Annotated in this window: 15 protein-coding genes; 2 read left to right on the plus strand and 13 right to left on the minus strand. The window is 71.2% G+C overall.

What is annotated here, in order from left to right; translation table 11 throughout:
• Window positions 1-195: 195 nt before the first annotated feature.
• The 3 genes from ACGFNN_RS25605 to ACGFNN_RS25615 form a co-directional block, all read right to left on the minus strand.
• Window positions 196-2,514 (minus strand): esterase-like activity of phytase family protein, encoded by a 2,319-nt coding sequence (locus tag ACGFNN_RS25605; RefSeq protein WP_393559289.1) that lies wholly within the window; start codon window positions 2,512-2,514, stop codon window positions 196-198.
• Between the two features lie 220 nt (window positions 2,515-2,734).
• Complete coding sequence (locus tag ACGFNN_RS25610; protein ID WP_393559291.1) at window positions 2,735-4,207, minus strand: hypothetical protein; 1,473 nt, start codon at window positions 4,205-4,207, stop codon at window positions 2,735-2,737.
• A gap of 335 nt (window positions 4,208-4,542) precedes the next feature.
• A complete protein-coding gene (locus tag ACGFNN_RS25615; protein WP_393559293.1) occupies window positions 4,543-5,178 on the minus strand; it encodes a DUF4232 domain-containing protein in 636 nt (211 codons plus the stop codon).
• A gap of 143 nt (window positions 5,179-5,321) precedes the next feature.
• Between ACGFNN_RS25615 and dapA the strand changes: the two genes are divergently transcribed.
• Complete coding sequence (gene dapA, locus ACGFNN_RS25620; RefSeq protein WP_393559295.1) at window positions 5,322-6,209, plus strand: 4-hydroxy-tetrahydrodipicolinate synthase; 888 nt, start codon at window positions 5,322-5,324, stop codon at window positions 6,207-6,209.
• Window positions 6,210-6,276: 67 nt separating this feature from the next.
• Here dapA and dapD read toward each other — a convergent pair whose 3' ends face one another.
• The 3 genes from dapD to ACGFNN_RS25635 form a co-directional block, all read right to left on the minus strand.
• Window positions 6,277-7,275, minus strand: a complete 999-nt coding sequence (dapD, locus tag ACGFNN_RS25625) for a 2,3,4,5-tetrahydropyridine-2,6-dicarboxylate N-succinyltransferase (RefSeq protein ID WP_393559297.1) — start codon at window positions 7,273-7,275, stop codon at window positions 6,277-6,279.
• 154 nt (window positions 7,276-7,429) lie between these two features.
• Window positions 7,430-7,978 (minus strand): TetR/AcrR family transcriptional regulator, encoded by a 549-nt coding sequence (locus tag ACGFNN_RS25630; RefSeq protein ID WP_393559299.1) that lies wholly within the window; start codon window positions 7,976-7,978, stop codon window positions 7,430-7,432.
• Entirely contained in the window at window positions 7,978-8,298 is a 321-nt protein-coding gene (locus ACGFNN_RS25635; RefSeq protein ID WP_362542792.1) for a multidrug efflux SMR transporter, read from the minus strand. The genes ACGFNN_RS25630 and ACGFNN_RS25635 overlap by 1 nt, the downstream gene beginning before the upstream one ends.
• A 237-nt stretch (window positions 8,299-8,535) precedes the next feature.
• Here ACGFNN_RS25635 and ACGFNN_RS25640 point away from each other — a divergent pair, with 237 nt between their 5' ends.
• Window positions 8,536-9,594 (plus strand): hypothetical protein, encoded by a 1,059-nt coding sequence (locus tag ACGFNN_RS25640; protein WP_393559301.1) that lies wholly within the window; start codon window positions 8,536-8,538, stop codon window positions 9,592-9,594.
• A 33-nt stretch (window positions 9,595-9,627) separates the two neighbouring features.
• Here ACGFNN_RS25640 and ACGFNN_RS25645 read toward each other — a convergent pair whose 3' ends face one another.
• The 7 genes from ACGFNN_RS25645 to ACGFNN_RS25675 all read right to left on the minus strand — a co-directional run bounded on the left by ACGFNN_RS25645 (window position 9,628) and on the right by ACGFNN_RS25675 (window position 14,736).
• The gene (locus tag ACGFNN_RS25645; protein ID WP_393559303.1) at window positions 9,628-9,993 is read right to left on the minus strand and encodes a VOC family protein; all 366 of its coding nucleotides are present in this window, start codon (window positions 9,991-9,993) and stop codon (window positions 9,628-9,630) included.
• Window positions 9,994-10,038: 45 nt separating this feature from the next.
• Entirely contained in the window at window positions 10,039-11,433 is a 1,395-nt protein-coding gene (locus ACGFNN_RS25650; RefSeq protein ID WP_393559305.1) for a hypothetical protein, read from the minus strand.
• Window positions 11,434-11,573: 140 nt separating this feature from the next.
• The gene (locus tag ACGFNN_RS25655) at window positions 11,574-11,912 is read right to left on the minus strand and encodes a metal-sulfur cluster assembly factor (protein ID WP_145802444.1); all 339 of its coding nucleotides are present in this window, start codon (window positions 11,910-11,912) and stop codon (window positions 11,574-11,576) included.
• The gene (gene sufU, locus ACGFNN_RS25660) at window positions 11,909-12,364 is read right to left on the minus strand and encodes a Fe-S cluster assembly sulfur transfer protein SufU (protein ID WP_362542804.1); all 456 of its coding nucleotides are present in this window, start codon (window positions 12,362-12,364) and stop codon (window positions 11,909-11,911) included. Before sufU ends, ACGFNN_RS25655 begins: the two co-directional genes overlap by 4 nt.
• A gap of 17 nt (window positions 12,365-12,381) precedes the next feature.
• Entirely contained in the window at window positions 12,382-13,650 is a 1,269-nt protein-coding gene (locus tag ACGFNN_RS25665; protein ID WP_362542807.1) for a cysteine desulfurase, read from the minus strand.
• The gene (sufC, locus tag ACGFNN_RS25670; RefSeq protein WP_362542810.1) at window positions 13,647-14,411 is read right to left on the minus strand and encodes a Fe-S cluster assembly ATPase SufC; all 765 of its coding nucleotides are present in this window, start codon (window positions 14,409-14,411) and stop codon (window positions 13,647-13,649) included. The genes ACGFNN_RS25665 and sufC overlap by 4 nt, the downstream gene beginning before the upstream one ends.
• A gap of 7 nt (window positions 14,412-14,418) precedes the next feature.
• Window positions 14,419-14,736 (minus strand): bifunctional 3-phenylpropionate/cinnamic acid dioxygenase ferredoxin subunit, encoded by a 318-nt coding sequence (locus ACGFNN_RS25675; protein ID WP_014156911.1) that lies wholly within the window; start codon window positions 14,734-14,736, stop codon window positions 14,419-14,421.

The raw sequence follows: 14,736 nt of genomic DNA on the forward strand, positions 1-14,736 counted from the left end.
GTTCCCTGCCCCGCACCAACTCCGGCTGAACACCGCGCGGCGTTCAGGGGGACTGTGCCCCAAGCCGGTTCCGGGTTCAGGACAGACCGTCCCGTACGACCGTCCGCAACCAGCCACGGCTGACCGGAAGCGGCCTGCCCCGGCCGACGGCTGCCGCCTCCACCGGGATTGGTGGAGGCGGCGGTTCGCCGGGCATCAGTGGCGGCCGAACACCTTCCGGGCGCTTCCGAGGTCGAGGAGGACGGTCTCGCCCGTGGAGTCGTCGAGGCCGTCGTTGTCCGTGACGGCGTAGACGTGACCGTCGCCGGCCACGGTGAGGCCCTCCAGCTTCTCCTGCGTCCAGCCCTTCGTCGCCCGGAGTTCGGGCAGCACGTCGTGGGCGAGGGTCTTGGGCAGGACGGTGAGCGCCCCTGGCGCGGCGGCGGTCCTGGGCAGGTCGACCGTGTAGATCCGCTTGACCCTGGCGGCAGGCCCGTTCAGCTTGTCGCGCTCGATGACGGCCAGCTTGTTCCCCACCACCGTGATCTCGGACAGGCCGATCCAGTCGCCGGGTGTGGTGGTGGTGCCGAGCCGGTAGCCGTACCAGCTCCAGGTGTCCGCCCGGACGTCGTAGCGTCCGATCCGGACCACGCCCGCGGGATCGGTGGCGGCCGGGCGTTGGAGCGTCGCCCAGACGATCTCGTGGCCGTCACGGCCCGTCGTGGCGGTGACACCTTCGAAGCCCTGTGAACCGAGACCGGAGGCGACGTCGGCGGGGAGCGGGACGACCTGCTGGGTGACGCCGTGACGGTCCAGGCGGACCAGTTGGTTCCCCGCCCCCGTCTTCCCTTCGACGGCCAGCCAGAAGCCGCCCTGCGCACGGGCGTGGATCCCCTCCGCGTCGTAGCCGACGGGCTTGCCCGCGGCGTCGCGGACGGTCAGCTCGCGCTTGATGACGGCGGGTTCGCGGTCCGCGTCGATCGTGAGGATGCGGGTGGTGGAGTACGCGGCGTCGGTGACGGTGTACAGCTCACCGGCACGTCCCGGCACCGCCGACAGGGCACCGAGCGCACCCCAGCCGATGGGGGTCCCCGCGGTGTCGTCGGCCGAGACCAGCGACGGGTAGGAGGGCGTGCCCCTGCCCAGGCGGAACAGGCTCACCGAGGCCCGCACTCCGGCGGCGGCGTCGTCCTCCTCGCTGGAGACCGCGAGCAGCCCACGTGAGGGGATCGGGAGCAGGCCCTCGGGTCCGTTGGTCGCCGGCAGAACCTGCTGGAAGACCGGCCGGGTGGGGTCGGTGACGTCGTAGACGGCGACGAAGTTGCTTCGCTCGGAGCCGACGAAGGCGTAGCGCACCCCGTCGTACGTGGCGATCGCCAGCCCCTCGGGCTCGGTGCCCTTGTTCTCGGCGCGGCCCTCGTTCAGCAGGCCGTGGCGCGCCGCGATGTGCTCGAAGCTGTTGCCGGCCTCCCAGGCGACCTCGCCGGTGCGGCTGTCGAAGACGGTCCAGCCGCGGGTGCCGCCCTTCCAGTCCCCCTCGTCGGCGGTGGCGAGGTAGCGGTCGTCGATCCAGCCGAGTGCGTCCGGCTCCCGCGGTACGCCGGTGAGTGAACCGGTCTGGTCGATGACGCCGTCCTCGACCGTGTCGACGCCCTCGACGGATGCCGTCCCGGCGCTGAACGCCTTGGTCAGGCGGCCCGAGGCGAGGTCGACCAGGACGATGCCGTTGTTCTCCTGGAGTGTCACGGCGAGCTGACCGCGGCTGTTGACGGAGACGTACTCCGGCTCCGGGTCGGTGGGCTCGGTGATCCCGGCGGCCACCAGGACGGGCAGCGCGGAGCCGTCCGCACCGGTCAACGGCACCGCCCGGGTCGACCAGCGGGCGGGTGAGGAGCCCTTGAGGTCGATGATCTGCACGAAACCGGCGGGGGCCTGCGGCAGGTCGCCCTCCTCGCCGCCCGCCGGGGCGGCCTCCTCGTCGCGCTCGTTCTCGATGGCGACCGCTGCGTACCGCTTGTCCTTGCTGACCACGATCGAGTCGGGCTGTCCGCCGAGGTCGTGGCTCGCCACCCGCTCCCGGGTGCGCAGCGAGATGACGTCGAGCCGGCCGGACGGCCGGGTGTAGCTCGCGCTGGTGTTGACGACGACCAGCACGTACGGGCCGACGACGGTCACCGAGGTCGGCTCGTCCTCGGCGTCTCCCAGTTCGGCCAGGGAGAGCGTGCCGAGCCCCCGGGGCCGCCCGGCGTCGCTGATGTCGAGGAAGCCGATGCGCTTGGCGGCGGCGTCCGTGTGGACCAGGGTGCGGCCGTCCTCGCTGGTCGCGGAGATCTCGGCGACGGTCTGTGCCGAGGCGTCCTCGCCGGCCGGCCGGTTCTGGAAGACCGGGTAGGTGGCGGTGCGTTCGAAGGCTGCCGCCTTCGGCCCGTGGCCGCCGCCGTGCGACTGGCCGGCGGACGCCGCACCCGCGCCCACCAGGGTGCCCGCGGTCACGGCCAGAACCGCCAGTGCGGCACAGGTTCTCTTCGGGAGCATCGTTCCTCCGGATCGGTTCACTGAGGAGCCGGATGCTCGCAGCCGTGGACCATGGCCGAAGGGCCGCGCGGTGAACGGACGAGGAACACCAGGAACACCGCCGGGGACGGCGGAGCCGGCCCTCGTACGGCGGCCGGCCCCGTCCCGTGGACCGTGTGGGTCCGGCGGACCGTGTGGGCCGCGTGGAGCCGCGGCTGCTCCCAGGTCCTGTGACGGTTCCTCAGTTCTGCTGCCGGGAACGGGCCTTGTAGGCGGCCTTGCGGGCCGCCTTCGCCGCGCCGCGGTCACTGTGGAGACGGCCCATCGCCTCCAGCACCTCGGCCGTGGCGGGGTGCTCCACCCGCCACGCCTCGTCGAAGAAGCCGCTGTGCTGGCCGGAGAGGCCTTCCACCAGTCCTCGGAGCTCGTCCAGGTCACCCTCCGCGTCCAGTTGCGCGGCGATGGTGTCCACGGCGAGCCAGAAGATCATCGCCTCGTCGGGCGCCGGTACGTCCGCGGAGCCCCGCTCCGCGAGCCAGACCCGTGCCAGCCCGCCGAGCTCGGGGTCGTCGAGCACCGCGCGCACCGCCGGTTCGGCCTCCGGTCCGACGAGGGCGAGGGCCTGCTGGCAGTGGAGCCTGCGCAGCGGTGCGCGCCGGTCGCTGCCGCGCGCCGCTCCCAGGAGTTCCGTGGCCGCCTTCAGGGCCCCGTCCGCCCCGCGGGTGCCGAGCCACAGCCCGACCTCGGTGCGTGCGGCCTCCTCCGGGTAGTAGGCGATGCCGTCGAGGAGGACGTCGGCTCCCTTGCCGGCGAGGTCGCCGACGGCGGGCGCGTCCACGCCGGCCTCCAGCATCCGCTCGCGGATGCCGTAGAGCCCGAGGGGCGTGAGCTTCACCATGCCGTAGCGGGTGATGTCCTCGTCGTCGGCCGGGGGTGTCGCCTCCTCGCCCTCCTCGGTGAGCAACGTCTCGTCGACCGGGCGGTATTCGACGATTCCGATGGGTTCGAGCACCCGGAACTGGTCGTCCAGCCGCATCATGGCTTCCGACACCTGCTCCAGAACCTCGTCGGTCGGTTCGTCCATGTCCTCGGGCACCACCATGGACGCGGCGAGGGCGGGCAGCGGAACCGGAGCGTCCGCGGGGCCGGCCTCGGCGAGAGTCAGCAGGTAGAGGTTGCCGAGCACCCCGTCGAGGAACTCCGCCTCCTCCTCGGGGTCCCAGTCCAGGGCGTCGAAATCGACGCTGCCGTCCTCGGCGATGAGGTCGGCGAAGTCGTCGAAGGCGGGCGCGGTGGCGTCGGCGTGCACGGCGTCCAGCCCGTCCAGCCAGATCGCGAGGACGTCCGCCGGGGATCCGGAGGTGAGCAGTGCGAGGTTCTCGCCGGCCGTGACGGTGCCCTCGGCGTCCTCGCCCCCCGTCCCGTCCTCGTCCTGCGGGTCCTCGACGTCGACGAGCCCGGTGTCGACGGCGAGGCGCCACGCCTCGCTGGCGTACGCGGCTCCGTCCTCGTCGTCCTCGAGCCCCAGGTGCCGTGCGGCGTCCGGCAGTTGCGCGTCGACGAGTTCGCCCCCGGCGCCCACCCTGGTCTCGGGTCCCGCCCAGCGGGCGAGCCGGGCGGCGCGGGCGAGCAGCGGTGCGGACAGCGCGTCCCGTGCCAGCTCGGCCTCGGTGTGCAGCCGCACCGGCGGCATGGAGGGGCGCTCTGCGGACATCTGGGGGGTCTCCTCGGGGCGTGCGCGGGCTGTGTCCAGGGGCCGGGCCCGGTGTGTACGGGTCTGGGCCGCCGCCCCAGCGTAGACGTATTTCGTCCCGTGCCGCCCGGTTCTCCCGCAGGCCCGGTACGAAGCGGGAAGCCGGTGTGCGGCGGACACACGGACCGTCCTTCACCGCCGGGCCGTTCCGGAGCCGCTCGGACCGCGGCGCCGGGGCTTCGACGTCCCCGCCCCGCGAAGGCGAGTGCGTCGGTGTGCGCGAGACACGCAGAGCGCCTGCTCCGGGCCGGTCACCCGACGCCTCGAACACGGCTTCCGGCCGGCCGTGTTGACGCTCACCCGGCCGTCGGCGCCCGCCAGGCCGTCGTGTTCAGCTCGTCCATCAGCCGGATGTCGTGCCCTTCCAGCGGGAAGACCCGTGCCCCCGCGTCCGGCGCGGCTGCGATCTCCAGGGCGTCGCCCTCGATGAGGTCCCCGCCCTCCTTCGTGGAGACCCAGGCCAGGATGGACGTGACGGTCGCGCGGGGCTTCAGCTGGATCTCCTGCGGCCCCTCGTCGTTGCCGAACATCGAACCTCCCGCGTTCACGGGGACGGGGATGCGCTTCCCGTCCTCGCCCAGCGCGCGCACCGCCGGATAGCCGTGGACCCGGTAGGGCCGCTTCCCGCAGTTGGTGAGGGTGAGGGTCACCGCGCGGTGGAACATGGCTGTCTCCACGGGGCCCATGTCCACGACGACGCCGGTGGCGGGGCAGCCGCCGTCCGCCGCCTCGGTGGCGGGAGCCCCCTGGGCGGGCGCGTCCGTTGTCGCGCCGGGGTCAGGGGCGGGAGCGGAGGGCACCGGGCGGGGTGCGGTGGAGGCCCGCGGCACCGGCTCCCCCTCACCCGCGGGTACGAGGAATCCGGCGCAGCCGGAGAGAGACAGTGCGGCCGCCGTGACGACCGCGGCCATGACCGGTCTCCGTACGCGCATACCGTCTGCCCCCTGGAACGGCTCATCACATGTCCGTTCGATCATGCCAGAACGGTCCGCCCGGTCATTCTTCAGCGTCGCTTGCCGTTCACCCCAAGCAGATCTAAGTGGACCGGCGTGGCCGGGCGGCCGAGACTTCGGGAATGACATCCCATGCCCCCGGGCCCTTCGGCCGCGCCCTCTGCGCCATGATCACCCCGTTCACCGCCGACGGTGAACTGGACCTGGACGCCGCCCGTCGCCATGCGGTGACCCTCGTCGCCGGTGGCTGCGACGGCCTCGTGCTCAGCGGGACCACCGGCGAGTCGCCGACCACGACGGACGGGGAGAAGACCGCGCTGCTGAGGGCGGTCCGGGAGGCCGTGGGCGACGGGGTCCCGCTCGTGGCCGGGGTCGGGACGTACGACACCCGGCAGACGGTCCGGCTGGCGAGGGAGGCGGAGGAGGCGGGCGCCGACGGCCTGCTGGTGGTCACCCCGTACTACAGCCGTCCGCCGCAGGCCGACGTGGAGGCGCATTTCCTCCGGGTCGCGGACGCGACCGGCGTCGGGCTGATGCTGTACGACATCCCGGGCCGCACCGGCACGCGGATCGAGCCGGCGACGATGCTCCGGCTGGCGGAGCACCCCCGGATCGTGGCGGTCAAGGACTGCTCGTACGACCTGCTCGGCGCGGCCAAGGTGATGGCGGGGACCTCACTGGCGTACTACTCGGGCTGCGAGGAGCTGAATCTCCCGTTGTACGCGCTGGGCGGGGCTGGCTGTGTCAGCACGGTCGCCAATGTGGCTCCCCGTCAGGTGCGGGCGGTCCTGGACGCGTTCGACGCAGGCGACACCGAGGCGGCGGCCCGCCTCAACGGAGCGCTCGTCCCGCTGGTCGAGGCCATGATGGCCTCCGGGCTGCCCGGCACGGTCACCGCGAAGGCGCTGCTCGGCGCGGGACCGGTCCGGGAACCGCTGCGGCCCGCCGGGCGCGAGGCGGCCGACGGGCTGCGTGCGGTGTACGACGCGCTCCTCGCCGCCGACCGGTGAACCGGAGTCGCTTCGCTCACGGATCAGGCCGGGACCGTGCGGTCCCGGCCTGATCCGACGAGAGTGCTCAGTCGTTGCTGTGCAGGACGTCGTTGAGGCCGTCCCAGACCGCGTTGTTCGGGCGGGCCTCCACCGCGCCGGTCACCGAGTTACGGCGGAAGAGGATGTTCGAGGCACCGGAGAGCTCGCGCGCCTTGACGACCTGTCCGTCCGGCATCGTGACCCGGGTGCCGGCGGTGACGTAGAGCCCGGCCTCGACGACGCACTCGTCGCCGAGCGCGATCCCGATGCCCGCCTCGGCGCCGATCAGGCAGCGCTGCCCGATGGCGATGCGCTCCTTGCCGCCGCCGGACAGCGTGCCCATGGTGGACGCGCCGCCGCCGATGTCGGAACCGTCGCCGATGACCACGCCCGCGGAGATGCGGCCCTCGACCATGGAGGTGCCGAGGGTGCCGGCGTTGAAGTTGACGAAGCCCTCGTGCATCACGGTCGTACCGGACGCGAGGTGGGCGCCGAGCCTGACCCGGTCGGCGTCGGCGATGCGCACGCCCTTGGGGGCGACGTAGTCCGTCATCCGGGGGAACTTGTCCACGGAGGTGACCTGGAGGTGCAGGCCCTCGGCGCGGGCGTTCAGCCGGACCTTCTCCAGGTCGTCGACTGCCACCGGGCCGAGCGACGTCCAGGCGACGTTGGCGAGGAAGCCGAAGATGCCGTCGAGGTTCTGCCCGTGGGGCTGGACGAGACGGTGCGAGAGCAGGTGCAGTCGCAGGTAGGTGTCGTGGGCGTCGAGCGGCTTGTCGTCCAGCGAGGAGATGACCGTGGACACGGCGAGGACCTCCACGCCTCGGCGTGCGTCCACACCGATGGCGCGGGCGGCGCCCTCGCCGAGACGGTTCACCGCCTCTTCGGGGCTCAGACGCTGCGTGCCGGCGGGACCCGGCTCGGCGGAGAGCTCGGGGGCGGGGAACCAGGTGTCGAGGACGGTGCCGTCACCGGCGATGGTGGCGAGGCCGGCGGCGACGGCGCCGGTGGTGCGGGCGGAGCCCTGGGAAGTCGTGTCGGTCATGCACAGAACCTAACGTTCCGAGCCCCGCGCGGGCGAACCGGTCTCAGCTGCCGGAGCGTGTTCCGCGACGGCGGAGACACCGCGCGTGACTCGCCGGCCGCCGTGCGGGGGCGTGGACGAGCGGGCCGGACGGACGGGCCTCGGCCCGAAGGCTTCAGCGAGCCGCCCTTTCGGTGATCCTCGCCAGCATCTCCCTGGTGTACTCCGGTTCGAACTCGCCGCCGGTCAGGAGTACCTGGAGGCTGATCCCGTCCATCATCGCGGTGAGCGCCCGCGCTGTGCCCGGGTCCGTGCGCCGCGTCAGGAGCCCGGTCAGGCCGTCGGCCCATTCCGCGGCGACCGGGCGCAGGGCGGGCCGGCGCAGGGCGGCGAGATAGAGCTCGTACTCCAGCTCCATCGGCCCGCGCCCTCCCGCGAACCACTCCTCCAGGAGCCGGGTCAGCGCGTCGGCGAGTGGCACGGCGGGGTCGAAGAGCTGGGGCCTCTCCCCGACCAGCCTCGCGAAGTTCTCGTTGCACCGGCGCAGCGCCGCGATCAGCAGTTCGTCCAGCGAGGCGAAGTGGTACGTCGTCGACCCCAGCGGCACGTCGGCCTCGGCCGCCACCGAGCGGTGGCTGAGACCCGCGATCCCGCGCGCCGCGACGACGCGGATGGCGGCCTCGATGATGCGCTCGCGCCGCTCCGGGTCGTACCGCCTGACCATCAGTGGGCCCCGCCGAGGTTGAGGACCACGACACCGGCGATGACGAGCGCGATGCCCGCCAGTTTGACGAGGCTCGCCGACTCCCCCATCCAGATCATCCCGATGGCGGCGACGGCCGCGGTGCCGGTCCCTGCCCATATGGCGTAGGCGGTGCCGATCGAGAGCGTCTTGAGGGTCTGCGCGAGCAGCGCGAACGCCAGGACGTAGCCCACGACGGTGATCAGCGAGGGCCAGAGGCGGGTGAACCCCTCGCTGTACTTCATGGCCGTCGTCCCGGCCACCTCCGCCGCGATCGCCGCGGCAAGCATCCCGTATCCCATGTGTACAAGCGTACACAGCCTTGCGTACGCCTGTACACAACGCGGTCGCGAACCCGCCCCGGACCGGGTGTCGCCCCGAGGCGCTACCGTGTGCGCACCGGCACGACCGGATGATGATCCGAACATACGAATGACGGGGCAGTGGTGGCGCAGGACGCAGGGTGGGGCGGGGGCGCCTACGGGGGCGCGGCGTACGGCGGGGCACCTCACGGGGGCCCGCCGGGATGGGGTGGCTGGATGCCGCCGCCGAAGCCGGGGGTGATACCGCTCGCCCCGCTGAGGCTCGGAGATGTGCTGGGCGGGGCCTTCTCGACGATGGGCCGGTACTTCAAGCAGCTGTTCGGCATGGCCGCCGCCCTGTACGGCGGCGCGGCACTGCTGATGGCCGCGGCGGTGGCGGTCGCCTACTCGGCGGTCTCCGGCCACCTCGAGCGGGTGGTCACCCTGGACCAGGGCGAGGCGGCCGCCTCCGGTGACATCGCTCCCCTGGTGATCGCGGGAAGCGTCCTCGCGGTCCTGGGCATCGCCATCCTGGCGATCGTGTCCGGCCTGATGTACGCCGTGGTCCCGGCCGTGCTGCAGGAGGCCGTCCTCGGCAGGCCGCTCGCGTTCGCGACGGTGTGGCGCAGGGCCTGGTCGCGGGTAATCCCCATGATCGGCACGCTGTTCCTCACAGCCCTGATCGCGATGGTGCCGGGTGCGCTGCTCATGGCCGCGTTCCTGGGTGTGATGGTCAGCCTCATCGCCATGGACGGCGGCGGCGGAGCGGCGATCGCCATCTCCGTCGGTGTCCTCGGAGTGCTGATCACCGGCCCGCTGGCCGCCTGGCTCTGGATCAAGGTGTGCCTGGCACCCGCCGCCGTGGTGTTCGAGGGCTGCGGCGTCGCCGGCGCGCTTCGCCGCTCGTCGCACCTGGTGCGCGGTGACTGGTGGCGGGTCTTCGGCATCGTCCTGCTGGCCGGGGTGATGGCTGCCGTGGCGGCCTACGTCGTGCAGATCCCCTTCTCGGTCCTCGGCGTCTTCCCCAGCATGATCGGGACCGCCTCGCTCGGCGACGACCCGAGCACCGCCGCCGTGCTGGTCGCCATGAGCGGCTACTTCGTCGCGACCCTGCTGGGACAGCTCGTGAGCCAGATCATCTCGGCGACCTTCCCCCAACTGGTGACCGGGCTGCTCTACGTCGACCGCCGTATGCGGACGGAGAACCTCGGCCCCGCACTGGCCGAGGCGGCCGGGGTCCCGTACCAGGGCGCCCCGCCGTACGGCACGTCCCCTTACGGCGGCATGCACCGGTGAACCGCGGGGCGCTCCCCCCGACGGGCCCCGGGCTCAGTCCACGAGCGTCTTCCTCGGCCTGAGCACGCAGAACTCGTTGCCCTCGGGGTCGGCGAGCACCACCCAGGTGACATCCGTCCCCTGTCCGACGTCCACCCGCCCGGCCCCGAGCGCGAGGACCCGCTCGATCTCGACGGCCTGGTCGTCGGGGGCGAGATCGATGTGCAGGCGGTTCTTGGTCGACTTCCCCTCGGGCACAGGGAGGAAGCAGATACCGGGCCGGGCGGTCTCGTCGGCACCGATGACGATCTCGTCCTCGTCCTCGTACAGCACCTTCCAGTCCAGCACCGCGCACCAGAAGCGGGCCAGGGACGACGGGTCATGGGCGTCGACGACGATCTGATGGAAGCGAAGGGCCATGCCCGCCAGTCTGCCGGGTGAGCACGGCCCTTGTCCCCCTGTCGCTCAGCCGCCCACGGTGAACCAGGTGGCGCGGGACTTCTTCCACTCCGCGTGGTCCAGGTCCTTGGCCTCGGTGCCGTCGCCGTAGAGGTCGGCCGCACCGGCGTCCGTGATCACCTGGGCGCGCGTGCCCGCGGCCGTCAGGTCCGGCACGGAGACGACGGCCTCCCAGCCGCCCGGGTCGGTGGTGGGCAGCGAGGCCCGCTTCACCGGCGCGTGCCCGGCCACACCGTCCCAGCTGTAGAGGGCGTACGGGTCGGAGTTGTCGTCGGCCTCCCAGGACCCGGCCACGATCAGGTACTGGTCGGCGGCGTTCTTGCGGATGTCCCGGATGGTCAGCCCGCCCAGGTCCAGCTCGATCGGCGTACCGAAGACGGCCTTCGCCCCGCTGCCGGCGACCTTGTCGAAGTTGGTCACGGGCACGATCAGCGCCTTGCCGCCCGACTTCGGCGGGACCAGGGGCGCGCGGAACCCGACGTACGCGGTGCTCGTCGAGCCGGGCGCGAACTCCAGCCCCTCCACGTTGAACCCGTCGATCTGCTTGGGCGCCTCACCGTCCTCGGTGCCCGCGGCGAAGCCGTACCGGTCGTCGTTGGCCTCGTCCCAGGCCACCAGGTCGTCACGGAGCTTCCTGTACGAGCCCCCGACCGTGAGCTGGGTCGACGCCCCGGAACCGCTCACCGTCGTGGTGAAGACGGTGTTGCGGTCGGCCTTGTACTCGCCGTCCTTGTTGTTGCCGAGCGAGCCCGTCCAGTAGACGGTGTTCCCGACACGGGCCGCACCCTCGATGTCGATCTCCTTGCTCACACCGAGCTTGGAGGCGACGTCCCAGGTCCGCACCGGCGCGCCGGAGGCCGAAAGGTCGTACAGACGGAGGGTGTTGGACTCGTCGTCGGCGACCACCGCGTAGCCCCCGCCCACGTCGACGGCGGCGGAGGCGTCCGACGAGCCGGTCAGGTAGCGGGTGTCGGCCGCGTTCTGCACGGCGGCGGACGCCGCGTAGTACAGCTTCTTGGTGGCCGTCTTGCCGCCGAGCCCGGTGACCTTCACGGTGAGGTCCGTGTACCCGCGGCCCCGCGCGGCGACGGAGAGCGTGCGCGTCGCCCCCGTGCCGGTGACGGTGACGTCGGAGGTGGCCGCGACGGAGGACTTCGAGCTGGCGGAGGCCGCCACCGTCAGGGCGGAGGCGTCGGCGCCGCTCTGCGCGATCGTCACCTTGACCACCGGGTCGCCCGTCGCACCGACGGCGCCGGACAGGTAGGACGCCGACAGGGTGATCGTCGGGGTTCCGTAACTCGCCGCGTGGGCGGGCACGTTGCCACCCAGTGCGGTCAGGGCGATGATCCCGGCCGCGGCGACGGCCGCCCGGCGGTTCTGGAGCGGAAGCTGATGCAGCACTGCGTGCCTCTCGTCGGCGTGGTGTCGAGGAGCAGGCTCCGGTTCCTTCACCAACGAGAGGCGCACGGCGCGGGTACGGCACACGAACAACGCACGACGGCCCCCGGCATGATGCAGGGGGCCGTCGAGGACCTGTTCGGTCAGACGTTGAAGCCGAGCGCGCGGAGCTGCTCACGGCCGTCGTCAGTGATCTTGTCCGGGCCCCACGGCGGCATCCAGACCCAGTTGATCCGCAGCTCGCTGACGATGCCGTCGGTGGCAGACTTCGCCTGGTCCTCGATGACGTCGGTCAGCGGGCAGGCCGCGGACGTCAGCGTCATGTCGAGCGTCGCGATGTTCGCGTCGTCGATGTGGATGCCGTAGATCAGGCCCAGGTTGACGACGTCGATCCCCAGCTCGGGGTCGACCACGTCGTACAGCGCCTCCCGGACCTCCTCCTCGGAGGCCGGCTTGGTCGTGAGAGTCTCGTTCTCGCTCATGCGGTCTTCCCTTCGGACAGCGCCTGCGCCGTCGCGTCCTTCCACGCCATCCAGCTCAGCAGCGCGCACTTGACCCGGGCCGGGTACTTGGAGACACCGGCGAACGCGACCGCGTCCTCCAGCACCTCCTCCATCGCGTCGTCCGGCTCCAGCTGACCCTTGGACTGCATCAGCTCCAGGAAGGTCTCCTGGATCTTCCGCGCCTCGCCGAGCTGCTTGCCGACGAGCAGCTCGTTGAGCACGGAGGCGCTGGCCTGGCTGATGGAGCAGCCCTGGCCCTCGTAACTGACGTCGGTGATGGTCTCGCCGTCGTACTTCACGCGGAGCGTGATCTCGTCGCCGCACGTCGGGTTGACGTGGTGCACCTCGGCGTCGCCGTCCCGCAGGCCACGCCCATGGGGGTGCTTGTAGTGGTCCAGGATCACGTCCTGGTACATGGAATCAAGCTTCACCGGTCAACCCTCTGCCTCTACCCGAAAAAGTTCCGCACGTGTTCCAGCCCGTCCACCAGGGCGTCGACCTCGGCGGGCGTGGAGTACAGATAGAACGACGCTCGCGTCGTCGCAGGAATTCCGTACCTCAGGCAGACCGGTCGCGCGCAGTGGTGTCCGACCCGGACGGCGATGCCCTGCTCGTCGAGCACCTGGCCCACGTCATGGGGGTGGATGTCGCCGAGCGTGAAAGAGATCGTCGCACCGCGGTCCTCGGCCGTCGCCGGCCCGATGATCCTGAGATCCGGGACCTCCAGGAGACGCCTCACCGCGTACTCGGTGATGGCCTGCTCATGGCGGTGGATGTTCTCCATGCCGATCGAGGTCAGGTAGTCCACGGCCGCGCCGAGGCCGACGGCCTGCGCGATCGGGGGCGTACCCGCCTCGAACTTGTGCGGAGCGGGGGCATAGGTCGAGGAGTGCATCGACACCGTCTCGATCATCTCGCCGCCGCCGAGGAAGGGCGGGAGGTCCTCCAGGAGCTCCTGCCGTCCCCACAGCACGCCGATGCCCGTCGGGCCGACCATCTTGTGGCCGGTGAAGGCCACGAAGTCCGCCTGCAGCGCCTGCACGTCGAGCACCATGTGCGGGGCGGCCTGCGAGGCGTCGATGCAGACCAGCGCGCCGACTTCCTGGGCGCGCCGGACGATCTTCTCGACCGGGTTGTGGGTGCCCATGATGTTCGAGACCAGCGTGAAGGAGACGATCTTCGTCTTCTCCGTGATGATCTCGTCGATGTTCGACAGGTCGAGACGGCCGTCGTCCGTGATGCCGAACCACTTCAGCTTCGCGCCGGTGCGCTGCGAGAGCAGCTGCCACGGAACGATGTTGGAGTGGTGCTCCATCTCGGTGGTGACGATCTCGGTGTCGCTGTCGACCCGGTAGGGCTCGTCCGCCCAGCCGAGCATGTTGGCGACGAGGTTGAGCGACTCCGAGGCGTTCTTGGTGAAGATCACCTCGTTGCGGCTGGGTGCGTTGATGAAGGCCGCGACCTTGTCACGGGCGCCTTCGTACAGCGCGGTGGCCTCCTCGGCGATGGTGTACACACCGCGGTGGACGTTGGCGTTGTGCCGCTCGTAGTACGCACTGAGGGCGTCGAGCACCTGGCGCGGCTTCTGCGACGTCGCCGCGCTGTCCAGGTACACGATCTTCTTCCCGTCGTGGACCGTGCGGTCCAGGATCGGGAAGTCCTTGCGGATCGCCTCGGTGTCGAGGAGGCCGGAGAGCCCCTGTCGGGCGTCAGTCACGCGGAAGCGCCACCCTTCACGTATGCCTCGTAGCCCTCGTTCTCCAGCTTGTCGGCCAGCTCTGCGCCGCCGGACTCGGCGATGCGGCCGTTGGCGAAGACGTGCACGAAGTCGGGCTTGATGTAGCGGAGGATCCGCGTGTAGTGCGTGATCAGCAGGGTGCCGACCTCGCCGCCCTCGCGGACCCGGTTGACGCCCTCGGAGACGATGCGAAGGGCGTCGACGTCCAGGCCGGAGTCGGTCTCGTCGAGGATGGCGATCTTCGGCTTGAGCAGCTCGAGCTGGAGGATCTCGTGGCGCTTCTTCTCACCGCCGGAGAAGCCCTCGTTGACGTTGCGCTCGGCGAAGGAGGGGTCCATCTGGAGCTCGGCCATCGTCTCCTTGACCTCCTTGACCCACGTCCGCAGCTTGGGGGCCTCGCCGCGGACGGCGGTGGCGGAGGTGCGCAGGAAGTTGGAGACCGAGACACCGGGGATCTCGACGGGGTACTGCATGGCGAGGAACACGCCGGCGCGGGCGCGCTCGTCGACGGACATCTCGAGGACGTCCTCGCCGTCCAGGGTCACCGTGCCGCTCGTGATCGTGTACTTGGGGTGACCCGCGAGCGAGTAGGCGAGGGTGGACTTGCCGGACCCGTTCGGGCCCATGATGGCGTGCGTCTCGCCCTGCTTCACGGTCAGGTCGACGCCCTTGAGGATCTCCTTCGTGGCGTTGTCGGCCTCGACGGAGACGTGCAGGTCGCGGATTTCAAGCGTTGCCATGGGTGACTCAGGACTCCTGGGTGACGGAGACGAGCACATCGTCCCCTTCGATCTTTACGGGGTATACGGGGACGGGGCGCGTCGCGGGAAGACCGGACGGCTTGCCGGTGCGGAGGTCGAAGCTCGATCCGTGCAGCCAGCACTCGATCGCGCAGTCCTCCACCTCGCCCTCCGAGAGGGAGACGTTCGCGTGCGAGCAGATGTCGTTGATCGCGAACACCTCGCCCTCGGTGCGGACGACGGATACCGGCGTGCCGTCGAGCTCCACCCTCTTGGGGGTGTCGTCCTCCAGCTCGCTCAGCGCACAGGCTTTGACGAAGGCCAT

This window comes from Streptomyces sp. NPDC048590, from assembly GCF_043199535.1.
GTDB lineage: Bacteria > Actinomycetota > Actinomycetes > Streptomycetales > Streptomycetaceae > Streptomyces.